Genomic DNA, 19,468 nt, shown 5'->3' with positions numbered 1-19,468 from the left:
CCGCATGATCAGACGAATTGTGGGGATTGCTGCTTCCGTGGGAATCCTGGTGGGCCTGGGAAGCCAGGCGCCCGCCGCCGCGCAGCCTGTGCAGGTGGACGACTTCACGGCGGTCCGGACGGCGTTCGGCGCGGGACTGCCGGTCGGCACGCTCACCCCGCAGTCGGTGCTGGAGACCCTCGGGCGCGTCACCGCCGGTGTGCCCCGCGCCGCCTACTTCCCCCGTTCGGCACACCTGGTCGAGGGCGTCGTCCAACCGTTCCTGTACGACACGTCCGCATCCGACTGCCTGCTGCCCAATGCCCTCGGTGACGACTCGATCGGTGTCGCGCAGGCCATCGCCGGCCCGGCCGTCGACACCAGCCTGCCGACGCCGGTCCTTCCGCCCGGCACGGTCAACGTGCTCTTCTCCGGGCTGGGCACGTCGATGTCCACGCCGCACCGCGGCGATCCGATGACAGTGTCCTGGCTGAACCTGAACACCATGCGCTCCGGAACGGCGCCGCTGGTCCAGGAGCGTCCCGCGGACAGTCCCCGCACGCTGTCCAACACGATCGAAACCGGCCGGGGCACGGTCGTTTTCCTGATCTCGGGGAGCATGATCGACAACACCAGCCGGGATCTGCCGGCGTGCGATTTCGCGCCGGTGGTCGGGGTCGTGCAGGCCTGACGGAGTCGAACCGTCCGCCGTCCACTCGACGGCGGGCGGGCCCGGCCACATACTGAGGGTGCAGTCGAGGGTGCGTCGACTCCCGGAGGTGACCGTGCGATGACCGTGTACCGACAGCGACTCGGCGGTGCCGCGTACGAGTTCCACGGCCTGGTGGACCTGCTCGCCAAGGCGTCGCCGCGCCGCTCCGGCGACGAACTCGCCGGGTGCGCAGCGCATTCGGATGCGGAGCGGGCAGCCGCCCAGTGGGCCCTCGCGGAGGTGCCGCTGCGCACCTTCCTCACCGAGTCGGTGGTGCCGTACGAGACCGACGAGGTGACCCGGCTGATCGCCGACACCCACGACGCGGCCGCGTTCGTGCCGATCGCCCATCTCACCGTCGGCGGACTGCGCGACCATCTGCTCGCGGTGGCGGCGCTGCCGGACTCGGCCGACGTCCTCGCCGCCCTCGCCCCCGGTCTCACGCCGGAGATCGTCGCGGCGGTCAGCAAGATCATGCGAAACCAGGATCTCATCGCGGTCTCCCGCGCAGCGTCCGTGACCAGTGCGTTCCGGACCACGATCGGGCTGCCCGGACGGTTGGCGACCCGACTGCAACCGAACCACCCGCTCGACGATCCGCGTGGTGTGGCCGCGGCGATCCTGGACGGACTGCTGCTGGGGTGCGGCGACGCGGTCGTCGGGATCAACCCGGCGAGCGATTCGCCGCATGCCGTTGCCGACCTGCTGCACCTGCTCGACGACATCCGCGAGCGGTTCGAGATCCCCACCCAGTCGTGCGTGCTCACCCACGTCACGACCACCATCGACCTCATCGAGCGGGGCGCGCCCGTCGACCTCGTGTTCCAGTCCGTCGCCGGGACCGAGGGCGCCAACCGAGGTTTCGGGGTGGATCTGGCGCTGCTACGGGAGGGCAACGAGGCCGGCCGGGCACTGGGGCGCGGCACCGTCGGGGACAACGTCATGTACCTCGAGACGGGCCAGGGTTCGGCGCTGTCGTCGGGAACCCATCTGGGGACCGGCGGCCGCCCGGTGGACCAGCAGACGCTCGAGGCCCGCGCGTACGCGGTGGCGCGCGACCTGCGGCCCCTGCTGGTGAACACCGTCGTCGGCTTCATCGGACCCGAATACCTTTACGACGGTAAGCAAATCGTGCGGGCGGGGCTCGAGGACCAGTTCTGCGGCAAGTTGCTGGGGCTGCCGATGGGCGTGGACGTCTGCTACACCAACCATGCCGAGGCCGACCAGGACGACATGGACACCCTGCTGACGCTGCTCGCCGTCGCCGGCACGGCGTTCGTCATCACGGTGCCCGGCGCCGACGACGTCATGCTCGGCTACCAGTCGCTGTCGTTCCACGATGCGCTGTACGTGCGGGAGGCCGCGAACCTGCGGCCCGCACCCGAATTCGAGGCGTGGCTCCGCAAACTCGGGATGGCCGACGACGCCGGCCGGATCCTCCCCGTCGACGTCGCGGCATCGCCGCTGCGGGCACTCGGCGGTGCCGCATGACCGATCCGTGGGACGACCTCCGTCGGCACACGCAGGCGCGGATCGGGCTGGGCCGCACGGGGAACGGAGTGCCGACCTCGCGACACCTCCAGTTCGTCGCGGCCCACGCCGCGGCGCGGGACGCGGTGCACGCGCCACTCGACGTGGCGGACTCGGCGGACCGGATCCGCGAGGTGGGTATCGGAACCCCACTGATCGTGCGCAGCGCGGCGGGCGATCGAGCCACGTACCTGCGCCGACCCGATCTCGGACGGATCCTGGAGCCGGGAACGGCGCTGCCGCACAACGGCTCCGACATAGGGATCGCACTGTGCGACGGGCTCTCCGCGACGGCGCTCGCGGCGCACGGTCCTGCTCTGGTGGCCGCGATCGTCCGTGCCCTGCCGGGTCTGACGTTCGCTCCTCCGGTGATCGCGACCCAGGCCAGGGTGGCGTTGGGCGACCACATCGGTGAACTACTGGGAGTCGCGACGATGCTCGTGCTCATCGGGGAACGCCCCGGACTGTCCGTCGCCGACAGCGTCGGCATCTACCTGACCCACCACCCGCGTCCCGGTCGCAGTGACGCCCAACGCAACTGCGTCTCGAACATCCATCCGCCGGACGGGATGACGTACGAGCATGCGGCGCGGGTCGTCGCGGCACTCGTCGGCGGGGCGCGACGACTCGGGGCTTCCGGTGTCGCGCTCAAGGATTCGTCGCGCGATCCCGCCCTTGCAGACGCGGAACGGCCCGCGCTGTAGAGCGCGGGCCGTTCCGAAGAGCTACTGCGTCAGCTGCTGAGCTTGGCGATCAGATCGGCGCGCTGACGGGCGCCCAGGCCGGAAACGCGACGCGTCTCGGCGATGCCGACGGACTCGGCGATGTCGCGAGCCTTGATCTTGCCGACCTTCGGCAGGGATTCGAGCAGGTACAACACCTTCGTCTTACCGACCAGTTCGTCGGTGTCTGCCTTGTCGAGAACCTCCACCAGCGTCAGCTTGCCCGACTTGAGGCCTTCCCTCAGTTCGGAGCGAGCCTTGCGGGATGCTGCTGCCTTCTCGAGGGCGGCGGCGCGCTGCTCGGGGGTCAACGTGGGCAATGCCATGATGTGCCTCTCTCTCGCGGTACCCGGAATGGTCCCCAGGCTAGAACGCAATCGGCTTCTGCGCGCGGCAAGTTGGCTCCGCGTGTCGAGCGGAACGCCCTACTTCGTCCCGAATGTCCCGAACCACCTTTGTCCCGAACCACCTTGGTGTGTGCGCTGCGTCACACTCCGCCCGGCCGTGCTGACCTTTGTGTATCCAGAATGCGTTGTTTATCGGCTTTGCGGGGAAAGTCGCGAGCCGTTCCCATTGGCAATTGAGCGAAAAGGGCACGGAGAATGAAACTAAGGAACGGTGCTTTCCTGAAAGGCGCCTTACAGGTTGTTGTGTCGGCGGCGATGGTGGCCGGGGCGCTGACGGCCACGACGGCGTCGGCGACCGCCGAGCCCGCCCCGTCGCCGCGGGTCTCGTTGGAGATGTGGTCGGCCCCGAACGATGCCGACAGCTTCGTGGCCGGACAGTCGATCACCTACCGGTTCGGGGTCGCGAACGCGGGTGACGGTCGGCTGGGTGACGTTCAGATCGAGACGATCTCGTTCACCGGATCCGGCACACTGTCGGACATCACTTGCCCGACCGACCCGGAAGTGCTCGAACCTACTGGGGGACTGCGATGTTCCGTGGACTACACGTTGACGGACGCCGACATCGAGGCGGGTGAGGTCCGCTTTGCGGCGGCCGCGACGGCATTGCCGGAGGGCGCCGCCGAGAGGATCCGCTCCAACGAGGCGTCGTACGTCGTCCCGTATGCGGCCGCGCCGTCGCTCACCCTCGAGAAGAGTGCTACGTGGGGGGATTTCGAGGCAGGCGAGCAGATCGAATACTCGTTCGCGGTGACGAACACCGGCAACATTCGACTCGTTCACCTCTTCATCAGGGAGCAGGCGTTCACCGGAACCGGCGAAGCTCCCGTCGCGGTCTGTCCCGAAGAAGCCCTGCTGCCGACGCTGACCGCGGTGTGCACGGCCACCTACACGATCACCGAGGACGACGTGGAGGCCGGTTTCGTCGACAACACCGCAACGGCATTGGGTGGGTGGACAACCGTCGAGGACGACGGATTCGAGGAGTCGGAGCCGTCGTCGGTGACGGTGCCGACGCCGATGGCGCCCGCGCTGGAGCTGGTCAAGACCGCCTCCCCGTCGGATCCCGCGAAGTTCGCCGTCGGGACCGAGGTCACCTACAGCTTCGCGGTCACCAACTCCGGTGACGTTCCGGTGTCCGACGTTTCGATCGACGAGGTCGATTTCACCGGATCCGGCGAGCTGTCGAAGGTCACCTGCCCGACCAGGGCGGAATCGATCGAACCCGGTGAAGGCGTGACCTGCTACGCCGAGTACACGCTCACCCAGGCCGATATCGATACCGGCCGCGTCGACAATGTCGCGCAGGCGATCGGCACCGATCCGCGGAACAATCCGGTGGAGTCCGGTGAGTCCAGCGCGTCGCTGTCCGGCGATCCGGCCTCGGGCTCGGTGGACATCCCGATCATCCCGGTCATCGGTGGACTCGGCTCGCTCGCGCTGGGTTCGCTGGCGTTGGGTTCGGTGGACCTGCCTGCCGGTTCCAGCGGTTGGGCCGAAGCGCCCGCCGGTTCGAGCGAACCGACCCAGGTGGCCCCGCCTGCTGCGCCGGAGACGCCCGTCGCACCCCCTGCGCCGGGTGCGCCGACCACCGGCACCGCTACCCCGCCCGCCGATCCGGGCACCCAGCCCCGCCCCGACGCGGCTCCGCAGGGTGGCGGCGCGCCCGGGCTGATCGACGCCGGTCTCGGCGCTGACGGCGGCTCGTCGAACGGCGGCATGGTCGCTGCCGGCGTCGCGCTGCTGATCGCGGCCGGTGGCGTCGTCGGATGGGCACTGCTCCGCCGCCGGAACTCGCTCCTGAAGTGAGGTGGATGTCCCGTCGCCCTCGGTGACGGACATCGGTGAGCACGGGTGGTCCGCGACGTGAATCGTCCCGGACCACCCGTCGTTCTCATTTGCCCGTCCACTTCGGTTTCCGCTTGGCGAGAAACGCGCTCATGCCCTCCTGCGCGTCGCACGTGACCGCGTTGTCGGCCATCGTCTGGGACATCAGTTCGTACGCCTCGTCCTGGGGAAGATCGATCTGGCGGTAGAACGCCTGCTTGCCGATCGCCAGCGTGAGGGGGCTGGACTCGACGATCCTCGTGGCCAACTCGTTCACCCGAACGTCCAGTTGGTCCGGTGCGGCAACGATATTGACCAGCCCCCACTCCGCTGCCGTGTTCGCGTCGATGGTCTCCCCGGTGAGCAGCATCTGCATCGCACGCTTGCGCCCGACGGCGCGGCTGAGCGCCACCATCGGGGTGGAGCAGAACAGCCCGATCCGTACACCCGGTGTTCCGAACACCGCGGTCGACGCCGCCACGACGAGGTCGCATGACGCGGCCAGTTGGCATCCCGCCGCGATCGCCGGACCCTGGACGGCCGCGATCACCGGTTGTGGGATCGCCTGGACGGCGTCCATCATCTCGGTGCACACCTCGAAGATCTCCTGCTCGTCCTCGAGGCTGCGTCCGACCATTTCGGACAGGTCGTGGCCGGCGGAGAACACCGGGCCGGTCGCGGAGAGGACCACGACGCGGACGGATTCGTCGTCACCGAGCTTTCGAAGCGTGGCGGTGACGGATCGCATCATGCTGGTGGACAGTGGGTTCCGTTGTTCGGGCCGGTTCAGGACGAGACGCGCGATGCCCGTCGCGCCGTCGACGTGGGTCGTGATCGGATCGTCCATGTCGCACCTCTTCCGTCGAGCGCCCGCAAGCCGATGCTACGACGCCCCGTGGCGCGGTGCAGGTGGCGTCCGGGTGGATGACGGGAGATACCTCGGAGTGCTCCCGCGGCTGGCAGGATCGAGGGCGTGAGTATCGCGAATCTGACCCGCTCCGAGACCGCCGCACGATCGGCGGCCGTGACAGTCCGCGCATATCGGGTGGAACTGGACGTGACGGACGCCCCCGACGAGACCGAGGCGGGATTCCTGACCACCACGACGGTGGAGTTCGACGCCACCGAGTCGGAGACGTGGCTCGATTTCCTCGGCCTCGAGGTGCGTTCGGTGATCGTCAACGGCCAGTTCGTCGACGTGGAGTACGACGGCGCCCGGATTCCGCTGCACGGCTTGCGGCGCTCGAACACCGTCGTGGTCAGTGCGGTGGGCGGATACAGCCGTTCCGGGGAAGGGCTGCACCGCTTCCAGGATCCGGTCGACGGTGCGACGTACCTCTACACGCAGTACGAGCCGGCGGATGCGCGCCGGGTGTTCGCATGCTTCGAGCAGCCGGACATGAAGGCGCCCTTCACGTTCGCCGTCACCGCACCGTCCGGCTGGGAGGTGGTGTCCAACCGCCCCGCCGCGATCGTGGAGGACGACGGGGACCGGCAGTGGGTGGAGTTCTCCCCCACTCTGCCCATCTCGACGTACATCACCGCGATCGTCGCCGGTCCGTATCACCGCGTCGAATCGAAATGGCGCCGAGGCGATCTCGATATTCCACTCGGTGTGCTGTGCCGCGCTTCGCTCGCCCGCCACCTGGATGCCGACACGATCTTCGAGGTGACCCGCCAGGGCCTCGATTTCTTCGCCGAGAACTTCGACTACCCGTACCCGTGGGGCAAGTACGACCAGGTGTTCGTTCCCGAGTACAACCTCGGTGCGATGGAGAACCCGGGCTGCGTCACGTTCACCGAGGCCTACGTGTTCCGCGGCGCCGCGACCGCCGCGCAGTACGAGGGGCGGGCGAACACGATCCTGCACGAGATGGCGCACATGTGGTTCGGCGACCTCGTCACGATGGTGTGGTGGGACGACCTGTGGCTCAAGGAGTCCTTCGCCGACTACATGGGTGCGCTCGCGAGCGCGGAGGCCACCGAGTGGACCGATGCGTGGGTCGCGTTCGCGAATCGGCGCAAGGCGTGGGCGTACTCGCAGGACCAGCTGCCGACGACGCACCCGATCGTTGCCGACATCGTCGACCTCGAGGCCGCGAAACTGAACTTCGACGGCATCACGTACGCGAAGGGCGCCAGTGTGCTCAAGCAACTGGTCGCGTACGTCGGCCGGGACGCGTTCTTCGAGGGCTCGCGCAGCTACTTCCGTGCGCACGCCTTCGGCAACACCACGCTGGCGGACCTGCTGGCGGAGCTGTCGGAGGCGTCGGGCCGCGACCTCGCCGCCTGGGCGCGGGCGTGGCTCCAGACCACGGGGATGTCGACGCTGACCCTCGAACGCGGCGCCGGTGGCTACGAGATCGTGCAGACCGATCCGCGGCCACACCGGATCGCGCTGGGACTCTACGACTTCGACGAGTCGGGCAACCTCGTTCGCCGCGAGCGCATCGAGCTGGACCTCGAGAACGAACGCACGCCGGTCGAGTTGCCGGACGCGCCGCTGCGCCTGCTCAACGACGGCGACCTCACGTACGCGAAGGTCCGGCTCGACGCCGGCTCGCTCGACACCGTGGAGCGGTCGCTGGATCGCGTCGTCGACCCACTGGCCCGGGGGCTGATCTGGTCGGCGCTGTGGAACGCCACCCGGGACGGCGAACTCGCCCCCGAACGCTACCTGGCGATGGCGCAGGCCTTTGCGCCGTCGGAGACCAACACCGCACTGATGGCGGCGGTCCTCGCGAACGCCGGATATGCCGTCGCGCATTACCTTCCGGATACGGCACGTGGCGAGTGGCGGGGCCGGTGGCTCGAATCGTGTTGGGCGGCGCTGTGGGACGCGCGGCCCGGTTCGGGTGCGCAGTTGGCGTGGGCGCGGGCGGTGGCGTCGGCAGCGGTCGTCGACGATCGCTTCGCGCCGCAGATCCGCGCCGTGCTCGACGGCGCCGCACCGGCACCCGACGGCCTGTCACTCGATCCGGATCTGCGCTGGGCGCTGTGGACCGCGCTCGCCGCGACGGGGCATGCCGATACGCCGGACCTCGACGCCGAACTCGGCCGCGACGACACCGCGTCCGGCCGCACCGCTCACCTGCGCGCACTAACGGCCCGCCCGCTGGCGGAGGTCAAGGACGAGGCCTGGCGGGCCGCCCTGGAGGACCTCGGGCTCAGCAACGACCAACTCGACGCCGTCATCGGTGGGTTCCGGGCCGGCGACCGGCGCGACCTGATCGCGTCGTACGACGACGCCTACTTCGCGGCGATCCGCGACGTATGGGGGTCGCGGAGCATCGAGATCGCCCGGCGCATCGTGCTGGGCCTGTTCCCGGCGTCCGATTCGCTCGATTCGGTCGACGCCTGGCTGACGGCCAACGCTGATGCTCCCGCTGCGCTGCGGCGCCTGGTGCTCGAACAGCGCGATCACCTGGCCCGGGATCTGCGCGTCCGGACCCTCGGTGTTAACGACGTATGACGCCATTTTTACGCCCGTGCGCTCGAGCGTTTCCATTCTGTAATGGATTGCGATTCAGGGCCTTCCCCGCTTGGAATCCGTTGTCGCAGTCCGCTACACATGCAGTGGCGCCGACAACGGCGACTGAGACGAAGCACCAGCTTCACGGGAACAAAGGGGAAGACAATGGGTTCTGAGGAGTTCGCTACGGCTCTGGGTTCGGTCGACTTCGATCAGGTTGTCGCAGGTGCGGAAGCGGTGGGGGCTTTCGCCGGTCTGATCGCCGCCATCGGGGCGTTCGCCGCGCTGCTCGTCTAGCGGGTGTGGCCGTGAACCGGCCGACTCGTGTAGGGCCCGAAGTCTCTCACCGGCTTCGGGCCCTACACGTGTGTTGAGCTCAGGTGCGTTCGACCAGTCGCTCGTATCTCTGCCGTGCCGCCTGGGTGCTTCCCAGCCCCAGCCCGAACGCGATTTCGCGCCAGGTCATTCCGCGCTGGCGAGCGATACGCAGAAACAACGCCTCGAGCTGATCCATCTCGGCGCGGGCCTTCGGGAAGAGTCCGAGGGCCGCGGTGATGTCGGCATCGTCGACATCCGGTTCGCCGGGCTCGGGAGTGTGAACGCCGCCCGCCAGTGCCGCCACGACCCGGATGGCTCCCAGGGGTTCCAGGATTTCGGGGTGCGACTGACGCGCCCGCTGTTCGGGGGTGGCGCCGTGGCGTTCGATGATCCGGAACAGGGCCGCGTACTCCCGATGGACGCGCTCCCTGCTCGGGTTGGGTGGGGTGAATTCGTCCGAGGTCATGCTTCGAGCATCCATTGAGGAACCCGCGTTGTCAACGAAGTATTGACAACAAGATGTTCACACCATTTGGGCGCGACGTGTAATGCGGGCCACTCCCGTGCGATGAAACCGGCATGAAATTAACAAAAGGGACGGTCGGCTCTGTTGTGGCCGGTACGGCGCTCTCGGCACTCATCCTCGGCGTGCCGACGGCCGCGGCCGACGTCGTTCGAGTGGATGCCCATCCCGGACTCAGCTACACGTGGACCCCGGAGCGTGGTTTCGAGGAGAAGTTCGGAACCAACTGCATCTATGCGGTGACCGCGGAGACGACGTGGCCGAACCCCGTCTCGTTCTTCGATTTCCAGCAGGCCACGATCCTGCCGAGCGCGCTGGCGCCCGTTCTGAACGGTACGGCCACAGTCGGGTGGATTCCGCGCACCCCCGGTGATCACCGGATCATGGCGTACCACACGTCGGCGGGCGGTCCCGACGTGACAGTGCCGGTGGGAACGGGAATCCCATTGGGTCCGGCCTGTTTCGTGCTTCCGTGAGTCCGGCGGCACTCGTCGTCAGCCTGCCTGTCTTCCCGGCTTCGGGTCGTATCCGGCGCGCATGCTCGCGCCGGCGTTGACGGCCAGCAGGACGAGGAATGCGGTGACCGGTGCGGTCCACGAGCCGGTGGCGTCGTGCAGCAGCGACGCGAGGATCGGGCCGGTCGCCGCGATCAGGTAGCCACCGGTCTGTGCCACCGTCGACAGCGCGGCCACGTGGTCCGGCGTGCGCCCGCGCCGGGCGTAGAGCACACCGGCGACGGCCTGCCCGGCGCCCAGTCCGACACCGAGGATCAACGCCCACACGACGGGCACGGTGCCGGGCGCGATCAGTAGGCCCGCGAAGCCCGCGGCGCACACGGCGACGATCGCCAGGATGTGGGGGCGCTGGTCGATGCTCGCGGCCGCGAGGATCGGTGCCACCAGCCCACCCGCGGCGACGCCGACGATGAACAGCGCCTGCATGTTTCCGGCCGTCCCGTCGGCTACTCCGGCGGCCACCAGGATCGACGGCAGCCACGCGAGCGTCGCGTAGAACAGCAGCGTCTGGATGCCGAAGAAGATCGTCAGGCTCCACGCGGTCCACGTGCGCAGCACCCGCGGCCGGTCGTGTTCCGCCGTCGCGGCGTGGGTGTCGGGCCGGCTCGCGTGCCGCAGCTGCGGAACCGTGCCGGCGAGCGCCAGGACCGCCGGAATGACGGCGAGTCCGATTGCCGGCGGCCAGGATTCGCCGGTCGCCCGGAACACCGGGATCATCAGTGCGGCGATCACGGCGGATCCGGCGCCCATCGACATCGCGTACACGCCCATCATCACGCCCGTCCGTTCGGGCGCGAACCGCTTGCGCACGAACACCGGGACGAGGACGTTCACGACCGCGGTCGCAATGCTGACGACGACGGTGCCGGCGATCAGTCCGGGCATCCCCGCCATCCGGACCAGCGCCCCGACGAGGAGCAGGGCGCTGGCGGCGAACAGCGCACGCTCCTCGCCGAGGCGTCGGCGGGCGACGACGGCGAGCGGCGCGAACAGTCCCATGACCAGCGGCGGGATCAGCCCGAGCAGGGTGACGGTGGAGGCGTCGAATCCGGCGACCGGCGCCAGCGGGCCGATCTGACCGAAGGCGACGCGAGTGTTCGCGCTGATCAGGACGAAGCCCGCGACGAGCAGCACCGCCGAGGCGCCGACGCCGGCCCGGGCCGGTGCGGCCGGTGCGGCACCGGTCTGCAAAGACTGCACTGAGCGTTCCTTTCCGCGGAGTAGGCTCACAGCGTCCACACTCAAGTGGACTTGAGTGCAAGTCGGAGGTGTCCCATGCCCGACGACCTCTTCTCCATCGCCGACGTCGCGCGCGCCTTCGGGCTGTCCGTGCCGGCGCTGCGGTACTACGAGGAGCGCGGCCTCATCGAGGCGTCCGAGCGTCGCGGCCGGGTCCGCTACTACAGCCGTGACGACCTGTGTCGTCTGGCGTACATCCAGCTGTGGCACGGGGACGGCATGCTGTCGCTCGCCGACACGCAGGCGATCGTCGACTCGGACACGGTGGCCGACCGCAGCCGGTTGATCGAGGATCAAGCCGCCCGGATGCGCGAGCGCATCGGCAACCTGTCCCGCGCGGTCGCGGTGCTCGAGCACATGCTCGGCTGCCGCACCGATCGGGCGCGGGACTGCCCCATGACCGGGGGTTACATCCGGGCCCGCGTCGACGCGGCGCTGTCCGGCGAGGACTTCGCGGACGACTTCCTGCCCCAGGCCGTCGAACCGTGAGCAGTTCGCTCGCGAACCCCGGCCTCGCGCTGTTCGTCCTGTGCGCGGTCATGGTCGGGTGCGCGGCTGTCGTGTACCGCTTCGCGGGGCTCGGTAACCCGCTCACCGCGCCGTGGGCCGCGGCGCGTGGTGCGCTGCAGTTGGCGGCGGTGTCGCTGATCCTGGCCGCGGCGCTCGCGCACCTGTGGTCGTCGTTGCTGGTGCTCGCGGTGATGTTCGTGGCCGCGTCGTTCACGGCCGCCCGCCGGTCGCGGGCGGGCCGGTCGGCGGTGTGGCTGGCGTCGGCGTTGGCCGTCGGTGTCGGTGTGGTGATCCCGTTGATGCTCGTCAGCGGTGTGGTGCCGCTCGAAGGGGTGGCCCTGGTCCCGATCGGCGGCATCGTCCTCGGCAACGCGATGACGGCCACGTCCCTCGCCGCCAAACGCGGCCTGGACGCGATCGAGCAGCGCTGGGGCGAGGTGGAGGCCGCGCTCAGTCTGGGGCTGAGCACGCGGGACGCCCGGATGGAGGTGGTCGGGTCGGCGGCCTCGGATGCGTTGCTGCCGGGCCTCGATCAGACTCGCACGGTGGGGTTGGTGACGCTGCCGGGAGCGTTCGTCGGCGTGCTGCTCGCGACCGGGTCCGCGGTGCAGGCCGGTGCGGTGCAGATCCTCGTTCTCGTCGGGCTGCTGCTCGCGCAGACGTGCTCGGTGGCTACGACGATCGAACTCGTCGCCCGCGGAGTCGTCCACCGCCCCCGGACATCCGGTCCACACCACCCCTGACCCTCACACCTCCCCCGCGTTCTGCGCACTTGTCGCGCATTCCGGGGCGTTTCCTCCGCGCTAAGTGCGCGAAACGCGAAGGGGAACAGTCGGTGAACGCTCGGAACGTTGCCCGATTCTTCTTGAACGCCCGTCCGAATTGCGTTGTGATCCGGTGGTGTTCGAGAACAACGACATCGCTGGGGTGAGTCGACGCGGGGTGCTGCGCGGCTCGATGGTGCTCGCGGGGGCCGGGATCGCGGCCGCGGCGGCGGGACGGGCATCGGCCGGCACGCCGGCGCCGGGTTTCGTCCACGGGGTGGCGTCCGGTGACCCGCTCCCCGACCGTGTGATCGTCTGGACCCGGTTCACCCCGTCCGCAGAGGCGTTGCCGGGATCGGGTGTGGGGCCGACGGTGTCGGTGACCTGGCAGGTCGCGACCGACCCGGGTTTCGCGACGGTCGTCCGCACTGGCACCGTCACCGCGGGCCCGGACGCGGACCACACCGTGAAGGTCGACGTGACCGGCCTGCGGCCCGGTACCGGGTACTTCTACCGGTTCACCGGGCTCGGGATCGTCTCCCCCGTCGGCCGGACCCGCACCGCACCGGCGACGGACGCCGACGTCGCACGCCTGCGCTTCGGTGTGGTGTCGTGCTCCAACTGGGAGGCCGGGTACTTCGCGTCGTACCGGCATCTCACCGAGCGCGACGACCTGGACGTGATCGTCCACCTGGGCGACTACATTTACGAGTACGGTCGCGGCGAGTACGGGGCACGCGGCGGCTCGGTGCGCCTGCACGACCCGGCGCACGAGATCGTCACGCTCGCCGACTACCGAATCCGGCACGCGCAGTACAAGACCGACCCCGATCTCCTGGCGCTGCACGCGAAGATCCCGTTCATCGCGATGTGGGACGACCATGAGTCGGCCGACAACTCGTACGACGGCGGCGCCGAGAACCACGATCCGACCACCGAGGGTGACTGGGATGCCCGCAAGGCCGCATCGACACGTGCCTACTTCGAGTGGATGCCGGTGCGAGTCAACGGGACCGGGGCCGACGCCGCGTTGTACCGGCGTTTCCGGTTCGGCACGTTGGCCGAACTGTCGATGCTCGATCTGCGCACCTACCGCGACGAGCAGGCGTCCGCGGGTGCCGGGTGGCGTGAGGTCGACTCCCCCGACCGGACCATCACCGGTCGCGCGCAGATGGATTGGCTGACGAGCGGCATCGTCACCGCGCCGACGCAGTGGAAGATCGTCGGCAACCCGGTGATGATCACGCCGTGCGTGTTCCCGCCTCTGGACAACCGGACGATGGGCGCCATCACCGAGATGATCGGGGTGCCCGACGCCGGTATCCCCTACAACACGGATCAGTGGGACGGGTACACCGCGGACCGTCGACGTCTGTTCGACGCGATCACCGCGAACGGGGTCCGCAACACCGTGTTCCTCACCGGCGACATCCACACGTCGTGGGCGTGCGACCTGCCGGTGGACGCGGCGAACTACCCGGCTGCCGGCACGGTCGGCACCGAGTTCGTGGTGCCGTCGGTGACGTCGCCGAACATCGACGACATGCTGAAGGTTCCCCCGCGCACCGCGACCGTGGCCGCGGAAGAGGCGTTCAAGGCGTTCAACCGCCACGTGCGGTACGTCGAACTCGACTCCCACGGATACGGTGTGTTCGAGGTGAACCGGTCTGGGGCGCAGATGGACTGGTTCTACGTGACCGATCCGGCGGATCCGCGCGGAGTTGCCCGCCACGCGATGAGCTACCGGGTCGCGGATGGCACTCAGCAGGTGCACCCGGTTGCTACCCCGCTTGCCCCTTGATCTGTTCGCCCTGGCCTGTGCGGTCATGACTCGTCAGCCCGCGCACCCCGCTGTGGCCGGCACCCCTTCCCCTGGGTGCCGGCTGCAGCGTCATGCTGCCTGTGGTCCTGCCCGATTGTGGGCGGGGATGAGCTTCTTGTAGGGGTCGACGGTGCTCGGTGGGGTGAACCACGGCTTTCTGTCGGTGCCGATTTTCACTTCCCAGTGGGAGTGGTGGAGCAGTCCGTGGTGGTAGCGGCACAGCAGCACGAGGTTGTCGAGGTCGGTTGGTCCGCCGTCAGCCCAATGTGTGACGTGGTGGCCTTCGCAGTGGGCGGGTACTGCTCCGCAGCCGGGGAATGCGCAGCCGTGGTCGCGGGCGATCAACGCGCGGCGCTGCTTTTTCGACACCGTTCTGCTCGAGCGACCCAGGTCGATCGGGACGCCGTCGCTCATGACGATCGGGGTGAGGTGGCAGTCGCAGGCCAGGCGGCGGGCGGTGGCGATCGAGAGTGGCCCCATGTGCGGCATGCGTGCAACGTCTTTGTCGCCGAACAGGTCCGGATCGCCGTCCGAGCCTGTCCACTCGTGGTTCGACTGGGATCGCGCGAGGTCTTGCGCGTTCACGTGCAGGGATAGGTGTGGTCGTTCTCCGCCCTCGATGGGTGCGTCTCCGGAGTCGAGGTAGCGGCGCAGGATTTCTGCGAACGCGTCCGCGCGCTGCCGCGCCGGCGTGCGAGTGTTGGTCGGGTCGTCCATCGGGTTCCGTGGCTTGGTCAGCGACGAGAGTGCCGTCAGGAGCATCTCGCCGGTGACGGCGTCCAGATCGCCCTTCACAGCGACGCGCCCGTTCAGGGTCTTCGAGGCGTGGAACTCGTTGCGCTCGGTGTCTTCGCTGGGCGGAAGTTCGTCGGATTCGAAGATCCGCTCCAACCTGGAGATGCACGTGCGGACCGTCGTCGTGGTCGCGGCGGGGCCGGTGGCGCTGTCCAGCAACACCTTCCGGCACGCATCCAACGCCTCGTTCGGCATACCACGCGGCGGGGTCTCGCAGAACTCCCCGATCAGGGCGGCATGCTCGGCAGAAATTTCACCTGCGTTGAAGGCGTCGGCGATCTCGGGTTGCCGGCCGAGCATCTTGCCTAACGCGAGGATCCGAGCCGCGGTCGACACCTCCAGCAGGGTGTTGGCGGCCAGCCACTGTTTGACGCTCCGAAACCCGAGGGTGTCTAACGAAACTGCACGACTGTCGATTTCGCCGACGCCTTCGACGCACAACGCTTCGAGGCGCTCGATCTCCCGGCGGATATCCAGAGTGGTCTGCAGCAGCGATGCCTCGGGCAGCGAGCGCATGTCGCCGGACCGCAGAGTGGCGACTGCGGTGCGCGAATTATTGAGTCCCCCCGGATTCATGACTCGAATGTAGTTCGAACTTATGTTCGAGTCAATGGGATACTCTGACCCCAGAACTTCACGAGGAGGGGCGCATGTGGGCTCGAATCCCTATGGTGGTGAACATATGAACACTGCAGACGCACTGTTGGCCGGCCCGCGGGGGCGCCGGTTGTTGCTTGCTTACGCGATGGGCGCCGAGTCGATTTCACGCTCTGAGTGCAACGACAACTCATTCGGTGCTGGGGTGTTCCTGGCGTCGTATCACCTCGAGTCCGGTCGAGAAGGTGCGCGAGTGCTGTTCGGACCCGGCGCAGAGGAGGCCCGGCAGACGGTCATACCTCCGGACGAGGTGGCGGACCGCTTGTCGAGGGTGCCGCTTCCGGAAGTGTCGGCCGTTGCGCTCCGTTCGGCGCTCGCCCACGCGGTGGACATGGCGCGTTATTGGCAGGACCCGGACGGTGAGGACATCCTCGTCGCCACCGAGCCCGTCCGGCGTGAGCTTCGACGGGTTGCCGAGCACATCGCACGCTCCCCGCATGCGTGGTGGTGGACGACGGGCCTCGCCGCGGCCGATCAGTGGTTGGTGGGCTGGGTCGACGAGAGCGCCGAATCCAGCGTCCCGGCTGCCGCAGAGCAGTCGGCCACAGAACAGTCGGCCGCAGAACTCCTCCGCGCCTGGCGTGACGAGACCGTCGAAGAGGAACTGCGATCGGAACGCGATCGCCCGGCAGATCCGTCGGCGAACTGGTCCGGCTGGTGGTGGTCGACCCCACCCACTCGCAGTTCGACCCGCCCGCTGGACGACGGGACCCCCACTGGCTTGTGGTTCGTCGAGGACAGCATGGGCTGGAAGCGCGCCGTCGCGCGACGCGTGAACGTCCCCGCCGGAGCCGGCGTCTACGAGGTAGACAGTGCGGATGCGTGGGCAGAACTGTGCAGACAGTTCCCTGTCGACGTCACCGCGCAGAAGCGACACGACTGGTACCGCACCACCGGGCGGTCGGGACCATGGGTCGTTCCCGACTGGCCGCGCATCGCCGAACGGTACGACGGCGTGCACCTCACCATCGCCGGATATCTGGCCGCGGCGGGTACCGCAATCGAGGTCGATACAGGCACTGCCAGTGTCATTGCGGGATGGGCGCCCGACGAAACCTACTGGCTCACAGACGTCGTGGGCCTGGACAGCGACGCTCGGACGACCTGGGTGTGCGACACCAGTCGGGAGCACCCCGACTGGAATGAAGAATTGCAGGGCTGAGCGCTCCTCGCACCGAAAGCAGGTCGGCCCTGTGCTCCGGACATGTGCCCGGGGCGCAGGGCCTGGAACCAGCGAAGTGCTATCCCTACGTGGGCGGGTTCTCGACTCCGCCGCCGGCCGAGCCGGTCATATCGAAGCCGGCGGAGCCCACGTGGAATCCCAGATTCAGAATGAGGGTGAACAGGTCGGTCACACTGGAGAACATCTGACACTCCTTCACAGTCGGTAGAACACGAACCGATTGGTACGACTTGAACGCTATCAACGCATTGCGAAGTCTGCTCGGCAGTGTCGTCGCCACCGAATATCGCAGGAAGGCAGAGTGTTCCAACGGCGCGGGCAAATTCCGAGGTCGAAGCCCGATCAGGTGCCCGACACGTAGAGTCGTACGTGGGGCATACGAGTGCAGGGGGAGAATCGTGCGAAGAACGTCTTCGATCGTCGGCGCGATCGTCTGTGTGACGATTGCGGGTGCTTGCAGTACCGATCCGGCCGCGCCGCAATCCGATCGGTCGGCGACCTCGACGCCCGCCGATCGCACCGGCCGGATCCAGATCGGGGATCCTCCCACGCTGCCGCCGCCCACGGTCGCCCTAGTGCCCGGCACCGACGTGCCGTCGGCCGACGCGTCGGAGCCCTCGGCCGCTATCAGTGACGTGCGCGTCGAATCCGATCCGGTATCGGGCGTCGACCGGGTCGTCTACTCGTTCACCGGGGAGGGGATTCCGTTCTGGAAGGTGGGGTACGTCGCCGAGGCCGTCCCGCACCGCGGCGGTCCGACGCTCTCCGTCTCGGGGCGGACGATCATGCAGGTCGACGTCATGGACACTTCACTGCCCGCGCGGCACCTGTACGGCGACGCGACACCGATGACGGGCCCGCAGGATTCCCGCGTGGCTCAGCTCTACCTGCTGCCCGATACGCGTGACGGGAATGGAATAACGCAGTCCTTCATCGGGATTCGTACCGGTCCGGCGCCGTTCGAGGTCGTCACCGTCGATGATCCGCCCCAGCTGATCGTCGAGTTCCGTTGAGAACACCTGTTCGTACCCGACTCCACGGATCGACGGCTTCGGCCGCACCGTCGCGGTTCCGGCTACATTCGAGGGCATGAGCGCACAGCCGGTCGCCCGTCGTCGGCGCCTCGCCATGTGGATTTCCTCCGTGCTCGCGGCGCTGGTCCTGGTGGCGGGCGCCGTGCTGTGGTGGGCACCGCCGCGCTACCTGCCGTGGGACACGGCGTCGTTCCCCGACGTCGACACCTCCGCCCTGACGCCCACCCAGGCCAAGGTCGTCGGGCTCCTCGAGAACGAGCATCGCGAGCAGCGTCCCGGCACGTTCTACTCGGAGGGTGTCAAGGAGCCGTGGTGCGCCAATTTCGTCAGCTGGGTCATGCGCGAGGCCGGTGAGCCGTTCTCGAGCCCGAACTCGGGGTCGTGGCGCATCCCTGGTGTGTACACGCTGCAGGAGTACTACGAATCCCAGGGGCGCTTCGAACCGATCGGCAACGGCTACCGACCCAAGACTGGGGACACGGTGCTGTACGACAACGAGTTCCGGATCGGTCAGCACACCAACTTCGTCGTCGCGGTCGATGGTGACACCGCTACCACCGTGGGTGGCAACGAGCTCGGCAAGATCCGGGTGCACGATCTGGACTGGCTGTCGGACGGTGCCGTCGTCGGATTCGGCCGGCTGGATTCCTGACGGAATCGACGCGGTCTGTGGCGACCGATGCGGTGTAGTGCCGTAACCCGTGTCCCTGGCGACTATTCCGGTTCTCGAGCGCGGGGGTCGTCTCCCGCAGTAGTGTCGCCCTCGATTCTGCGCTGGGGCGGCCCAGCAGGAGGGGGTATTGGATGCGTGCACGACACAAGAACCAGAACGCGTATGTCGAAATCAGCTCGGCGATGCCGATACACCAGCTCGCCGAGGTATGTATCGGCATAGCGACGTCGGTCCGTACATCGCCCACTCTGGGGCAGGTCACGGCCTACGGGATCGAGTATCTCGGAGGTGACCCCTCGGTTCTGCACTTCATGGTGCGGCGAGCCGCACGCGGTGGGCAGCTGAAGTTCGAAGTCATGCCGTTCCACGTCAGCGTCGGACATCGCGTAGGCGGCTCGTATGCGCGCTCGGAGATCGACGGGGCTACGGTCAGCCAAGATTCGTTCCTCTTCGTCCCGATCGGGCCGAAGCAGTTGCATGGTTACCCCGCATACAAAGCCTTCATGAATCAGTTTGCTTTCGCTGCGAAGCAGGCCGATCCTCATGCGCAGGCGGTGGTTTCCGAGTTCGGCTGATCCAGACGTCCGATTCGGTGGAACCTTCGAACGCGCGCCCGCCCGGCCGCCTGGAAATGCTCCTGTGACCTGTGCCGTGACAAGGTCGTCCACCGTCTCGATCTGCGACGCAACGGCGTTCGACGACGTCGTGGTCCCGCACCGTTGCCGCGACTGGTGGTGAGGTCCACCGATGAGACCGCCGTGGTGGGCGTTCCACGGAACGCCCACC

19 protein-coding genes are annotated in these 19,468 nt (G+C 68.1%); 14 read left to right on the top strand and 5 right to left on the bottom strand.

The window, feature by feature from the left end; all coding sequences use genetic code 11:
• Positions 1 to 4: 4 nt before the first annotated feature.
• From LCL87_RS07885 to eutC, 3 genes are all read left to right on the top strand, one after another.
• Complete coding sequence (locus LCL87_RS07885; protein WP_225018412.1) at positions 5 to 670, top strand: Rv1157c family protein; 666 nt, start codon at positions 5 to 7, stop codon at positions 668 to 670.
• 99 nt (positions 671 to 769) lie between these two features.
• Positions 770 to 2,182, top strand: coding sequence for an ethanolamine ammonia-lyase subunit EutB (locus tag LCL87_RS07880; protein WP_225018409.1), 1,413 nt, complete (start codon positions 770 to 772; stop codon positions 2,180 to 2,182).
• Complete coding sequence (eutC, locus tag LCL87_RS07875; RefSeq protein WP_225018407.1) at positions 2,179 to 2,925, top strand: ethanolamine ammonia-lyase subunit EutC; 747 nt, start codon at positions 2,179 to 2,181, stop codon at positions 2,923 to 2,925. Before LCL87_RS07880 ends, eutC begins: the two co-directional genes overlap by 4 nt.
• A gap of 29 nt (positions 2,926 to 2,954) precedes the next feature.
• Here eutC and mihF read toward each other — a convergent pair whose 3' ends face one another.
• Positions 2,955 to 3,269: an integration host factor, actinobacterial type gene (gene mihF / locus LCL87_RS07870; RefSeq protein ID WP_005516808.1), complete on the bottom strand. Its 315-nt coding sequence runs from the start codon at positions 3,267 to 3,269 to the stop codon at positions 2,955 to 2,957.
• A gap of 324 nt (positions 3,270 to 3,593) precedes the next feature.
• On the opposite strand from mihF, the gene LCL87_RS07865 reads away from it, so the two are divergent.
• Positions 3,594 to 5,159, top strand: coding sequence for a CLIPPER-2 domain-containing protein (locus LCL87_RS07865; RefSeq protein WP_225018406.1), 1,566 nt, complete (start codon positions 3,594 to 3,596; stop codon positions 5,157 to 5,159).
• Between the two features lie 85 nt (positions 5,160 to 5,244).
• Here the strand turns inward: LCL87_RS07865 and LCL87_RS07860 are convergent, their stop codons facing one another.
• The gene (locus LCL87_RS07860; protein WP_225018404.1) at positions 5,245 to 6,024 is read right to left on the bottom strand and encodes an enoyl-CoA hydratase; all 780 of its coding nucleotides are present in this window, start codon (positions 6,022 to 6,024) and stop codon (positions 5,245 to 5,247) included.
• Positions 6,025 to 6,150: 126 nt separating this feature from the next.
• Between LCL87_RS07860 and pepN the strand changes: the two genes are divergently transcribed.
• Entirely contained in the window at positions 6,151 to 8,649 is a 2,499-nt protein-coding gene (gene pepN / locus LCL87_RS07855) for an aminopeptidase N (RefSeq protein ID WP_225018403.1), read from the top strand.
• 165 nt (positions 8,650 to 8,814) lie between these two features.
• A complete protein-coding gene (locus LCL87_RS25815; protein WP_510850714.1) occupies positions 8,815 to 8,946 on the top strand; it encodes a hypothetical protein in 132 nt (43 codons plus the stop codon).
• Between the two features lie 79 nt (positions 8,947 to 9,025).
• Here LCL87_RS25815 and LCL87_RS07850 read toward each other — a convergent pair whose 3' ends face one another.
• Entirely contained in the window at positions 9,026 to 9,433 is a 408-nt protein-coding gene (locus tag LCL87_RS07850; protein WP_225018401.1) for a DNA-binding protein, read from the bottom strand.
• A gap of 146 nt (positions 9,434 to 9,579) precedes the next feature.
• Here LCL87_RS07850 and LCL87_RS07845 point away from each other — a divergent pair, with 146 nt between their 5' ends.
• A complete protein-coding gene (locus tag LCL87_RS07845; RefSeq protein ID WP_225018399.1) occupies positions 9,580 to 9,966 on the top strand; it encodes a hypothetical protein in 387 nt (128 codons plus the stop codon).
• Positions 9,967 to 9,984: 18 nt separating this feature from the next.
• Here the strand turns inward: LCL87_RS07845 and LCL87_RS07840 are convergent, their stop codons facing one another.
• Positions 9,985 to 11,205 carry an MFS transporter gene (locus LCL87_RS07840; RefSeq protein ID WP_225018398.1) on the bottom strand — a complete coding sequence of 407 codons (1,221 nt, stop codon included), beginning with the start codon at positions 11,203 to 11,205 and terminating at the stop codon, positions 9,985 to 9,987.
• Positions 11,206 to 11,280: 75 nt separating this feature from the next.
• Between LCL87_RS07840 and LCL87_RS07835 the strand changes: the two genes are divergently transcribed.
• From LCL87_RS07835 to LCL87_RS07825, 3 genes are all read left to right on the top strand, one after another.
• Positions 11,281 to 11,733 (top strand): MerR family transcriptional regulator, encoded by a 453-nt coding sequence (locus LCL87_RS07835; protein WP_225018396.1) that lies wholly within the window; start codon positions 11,281 to 11,283, stop codon positions 11,731 to 11,733.
• On the top strand, positions 11,730 to 12,497 hold the full coding sequence (locus tag LCL87_RS07830) for an ABC transporter permease (RefSeq protein ID WP_225018395.1): 768 nt from the start codon (positions 11,730 to 11,732) through the stop codon (positions 12,495 to 12,497). Before LCL87_RS07835 ends, LCL87_RS07830 begins: the two co-directional genes overlap by 4 nt.
• Before the next feature lie 214 nt (positions 12,498 to 12,711).
• Positions 12,712 to 14,319 carry an alkaline phosphatase D family protein gene (locus LCL87_RS07825; protein WP_225018684.1) on the top strand — a complete coding sequence of 536 codons (1,608 nt, stop codon included), beginning with the start codon at positions 12,712 to 12,714 and terminating at the stop codon, positions 14,317 to 14,319.
• 90 nt (positions 14,320 to 14,409) lie between these two features.
• Here LCL87_RS07825 and LCL87_RS07820 read toward each other — a convergent pair whose 3' ends face one another.
• Positions 14,410 to 15,711, bottom strand: a complete 1,302-nt coding sequence (locus tag LCL87_RS07820; RefSeq protein WP_225018394.1) for an HNH endonuclease signature motif containing protein — start codon at positions 15,709 to 15,711, stop codon at positions 14,410 to 14,412.
• 106 nt (positions 15,712 to 15,817) lie between these two features.
• On the opposite strand from LCL87_RS07820, the gene LCL87_RS07815 reads away from it, so the two are divergent.
• The 4 genes from LCL87_RS07815 to LCL87_RS07800 all read left to right on the top strand — a co-directional run bounded on the left by LCL87_RS07815 (position 15,818) and on the right by LCL87_RS07800 (position 19,257).
• Positions 15,818 to 16,954 (top strand): hypothetical protein, encoded by a 1,137-nt coding sequence (locus tag LCL87_RS07815; protein ID WP_237691892.1) that lies wholly within the window; start codon positions 15,818 to 15,820, stop codon positions 16,952 to 16,954.
• 419 nt (positions 16,955 to 17,373) lie between these two features.
• Positions 17,374 to 17,988 (top strand): AMIN-like domain-containing (lipo)protein, encoded by a 615-nt coding sequence (locus LCL87_RS07810; RefSeq protein ID WP_225018391.1) that lies wholly within the window; start codon positions 17,374 to 17,376, stop codon positions 17,986 to 17,988.
• Between the two features lie 76 nt (positions 17,989 to 18,064).
• Positions 18,065 to 18,661, top strand: coding sequence for a CHAP domain-containing protein (locus LCL87_RS07805; protein WP_225018389.1), 597 nt, complete (start codon positions 18,065 to 18,067; stop codon positions 18,659 to 18,661).
• A gap of 152 nt (positions 18,662 to 18,813) precedes the next feature.
• Positions 18,814 to 19,257, top strand: coding sequence for a hypothetical protein (locus LCL87_RS07800; RefSeq protein WP_225018387.1), 444 nt, complete (start codon positions 18,814 to 18,816; stop codon positions 19,255 to 19,257).
• Positions 19,258 to 19,468 lie beyond the last annotated feature (211 nt).

Origin of the sequence: Prescottella equi (assembly GCF_020171745.1) — a bacterium.
GTDB classification, from domain to species: Bacteria; Actinomycetota; Actinomycetes; order Mycobacteriales; family Mycobacteriaceae; genus Prescottella; species Prescottella equi_A.
Note: the sequence above shows the minus strand (reverse complement) of the source record. Positions and strands in the feature narration are given on the sequence as shown.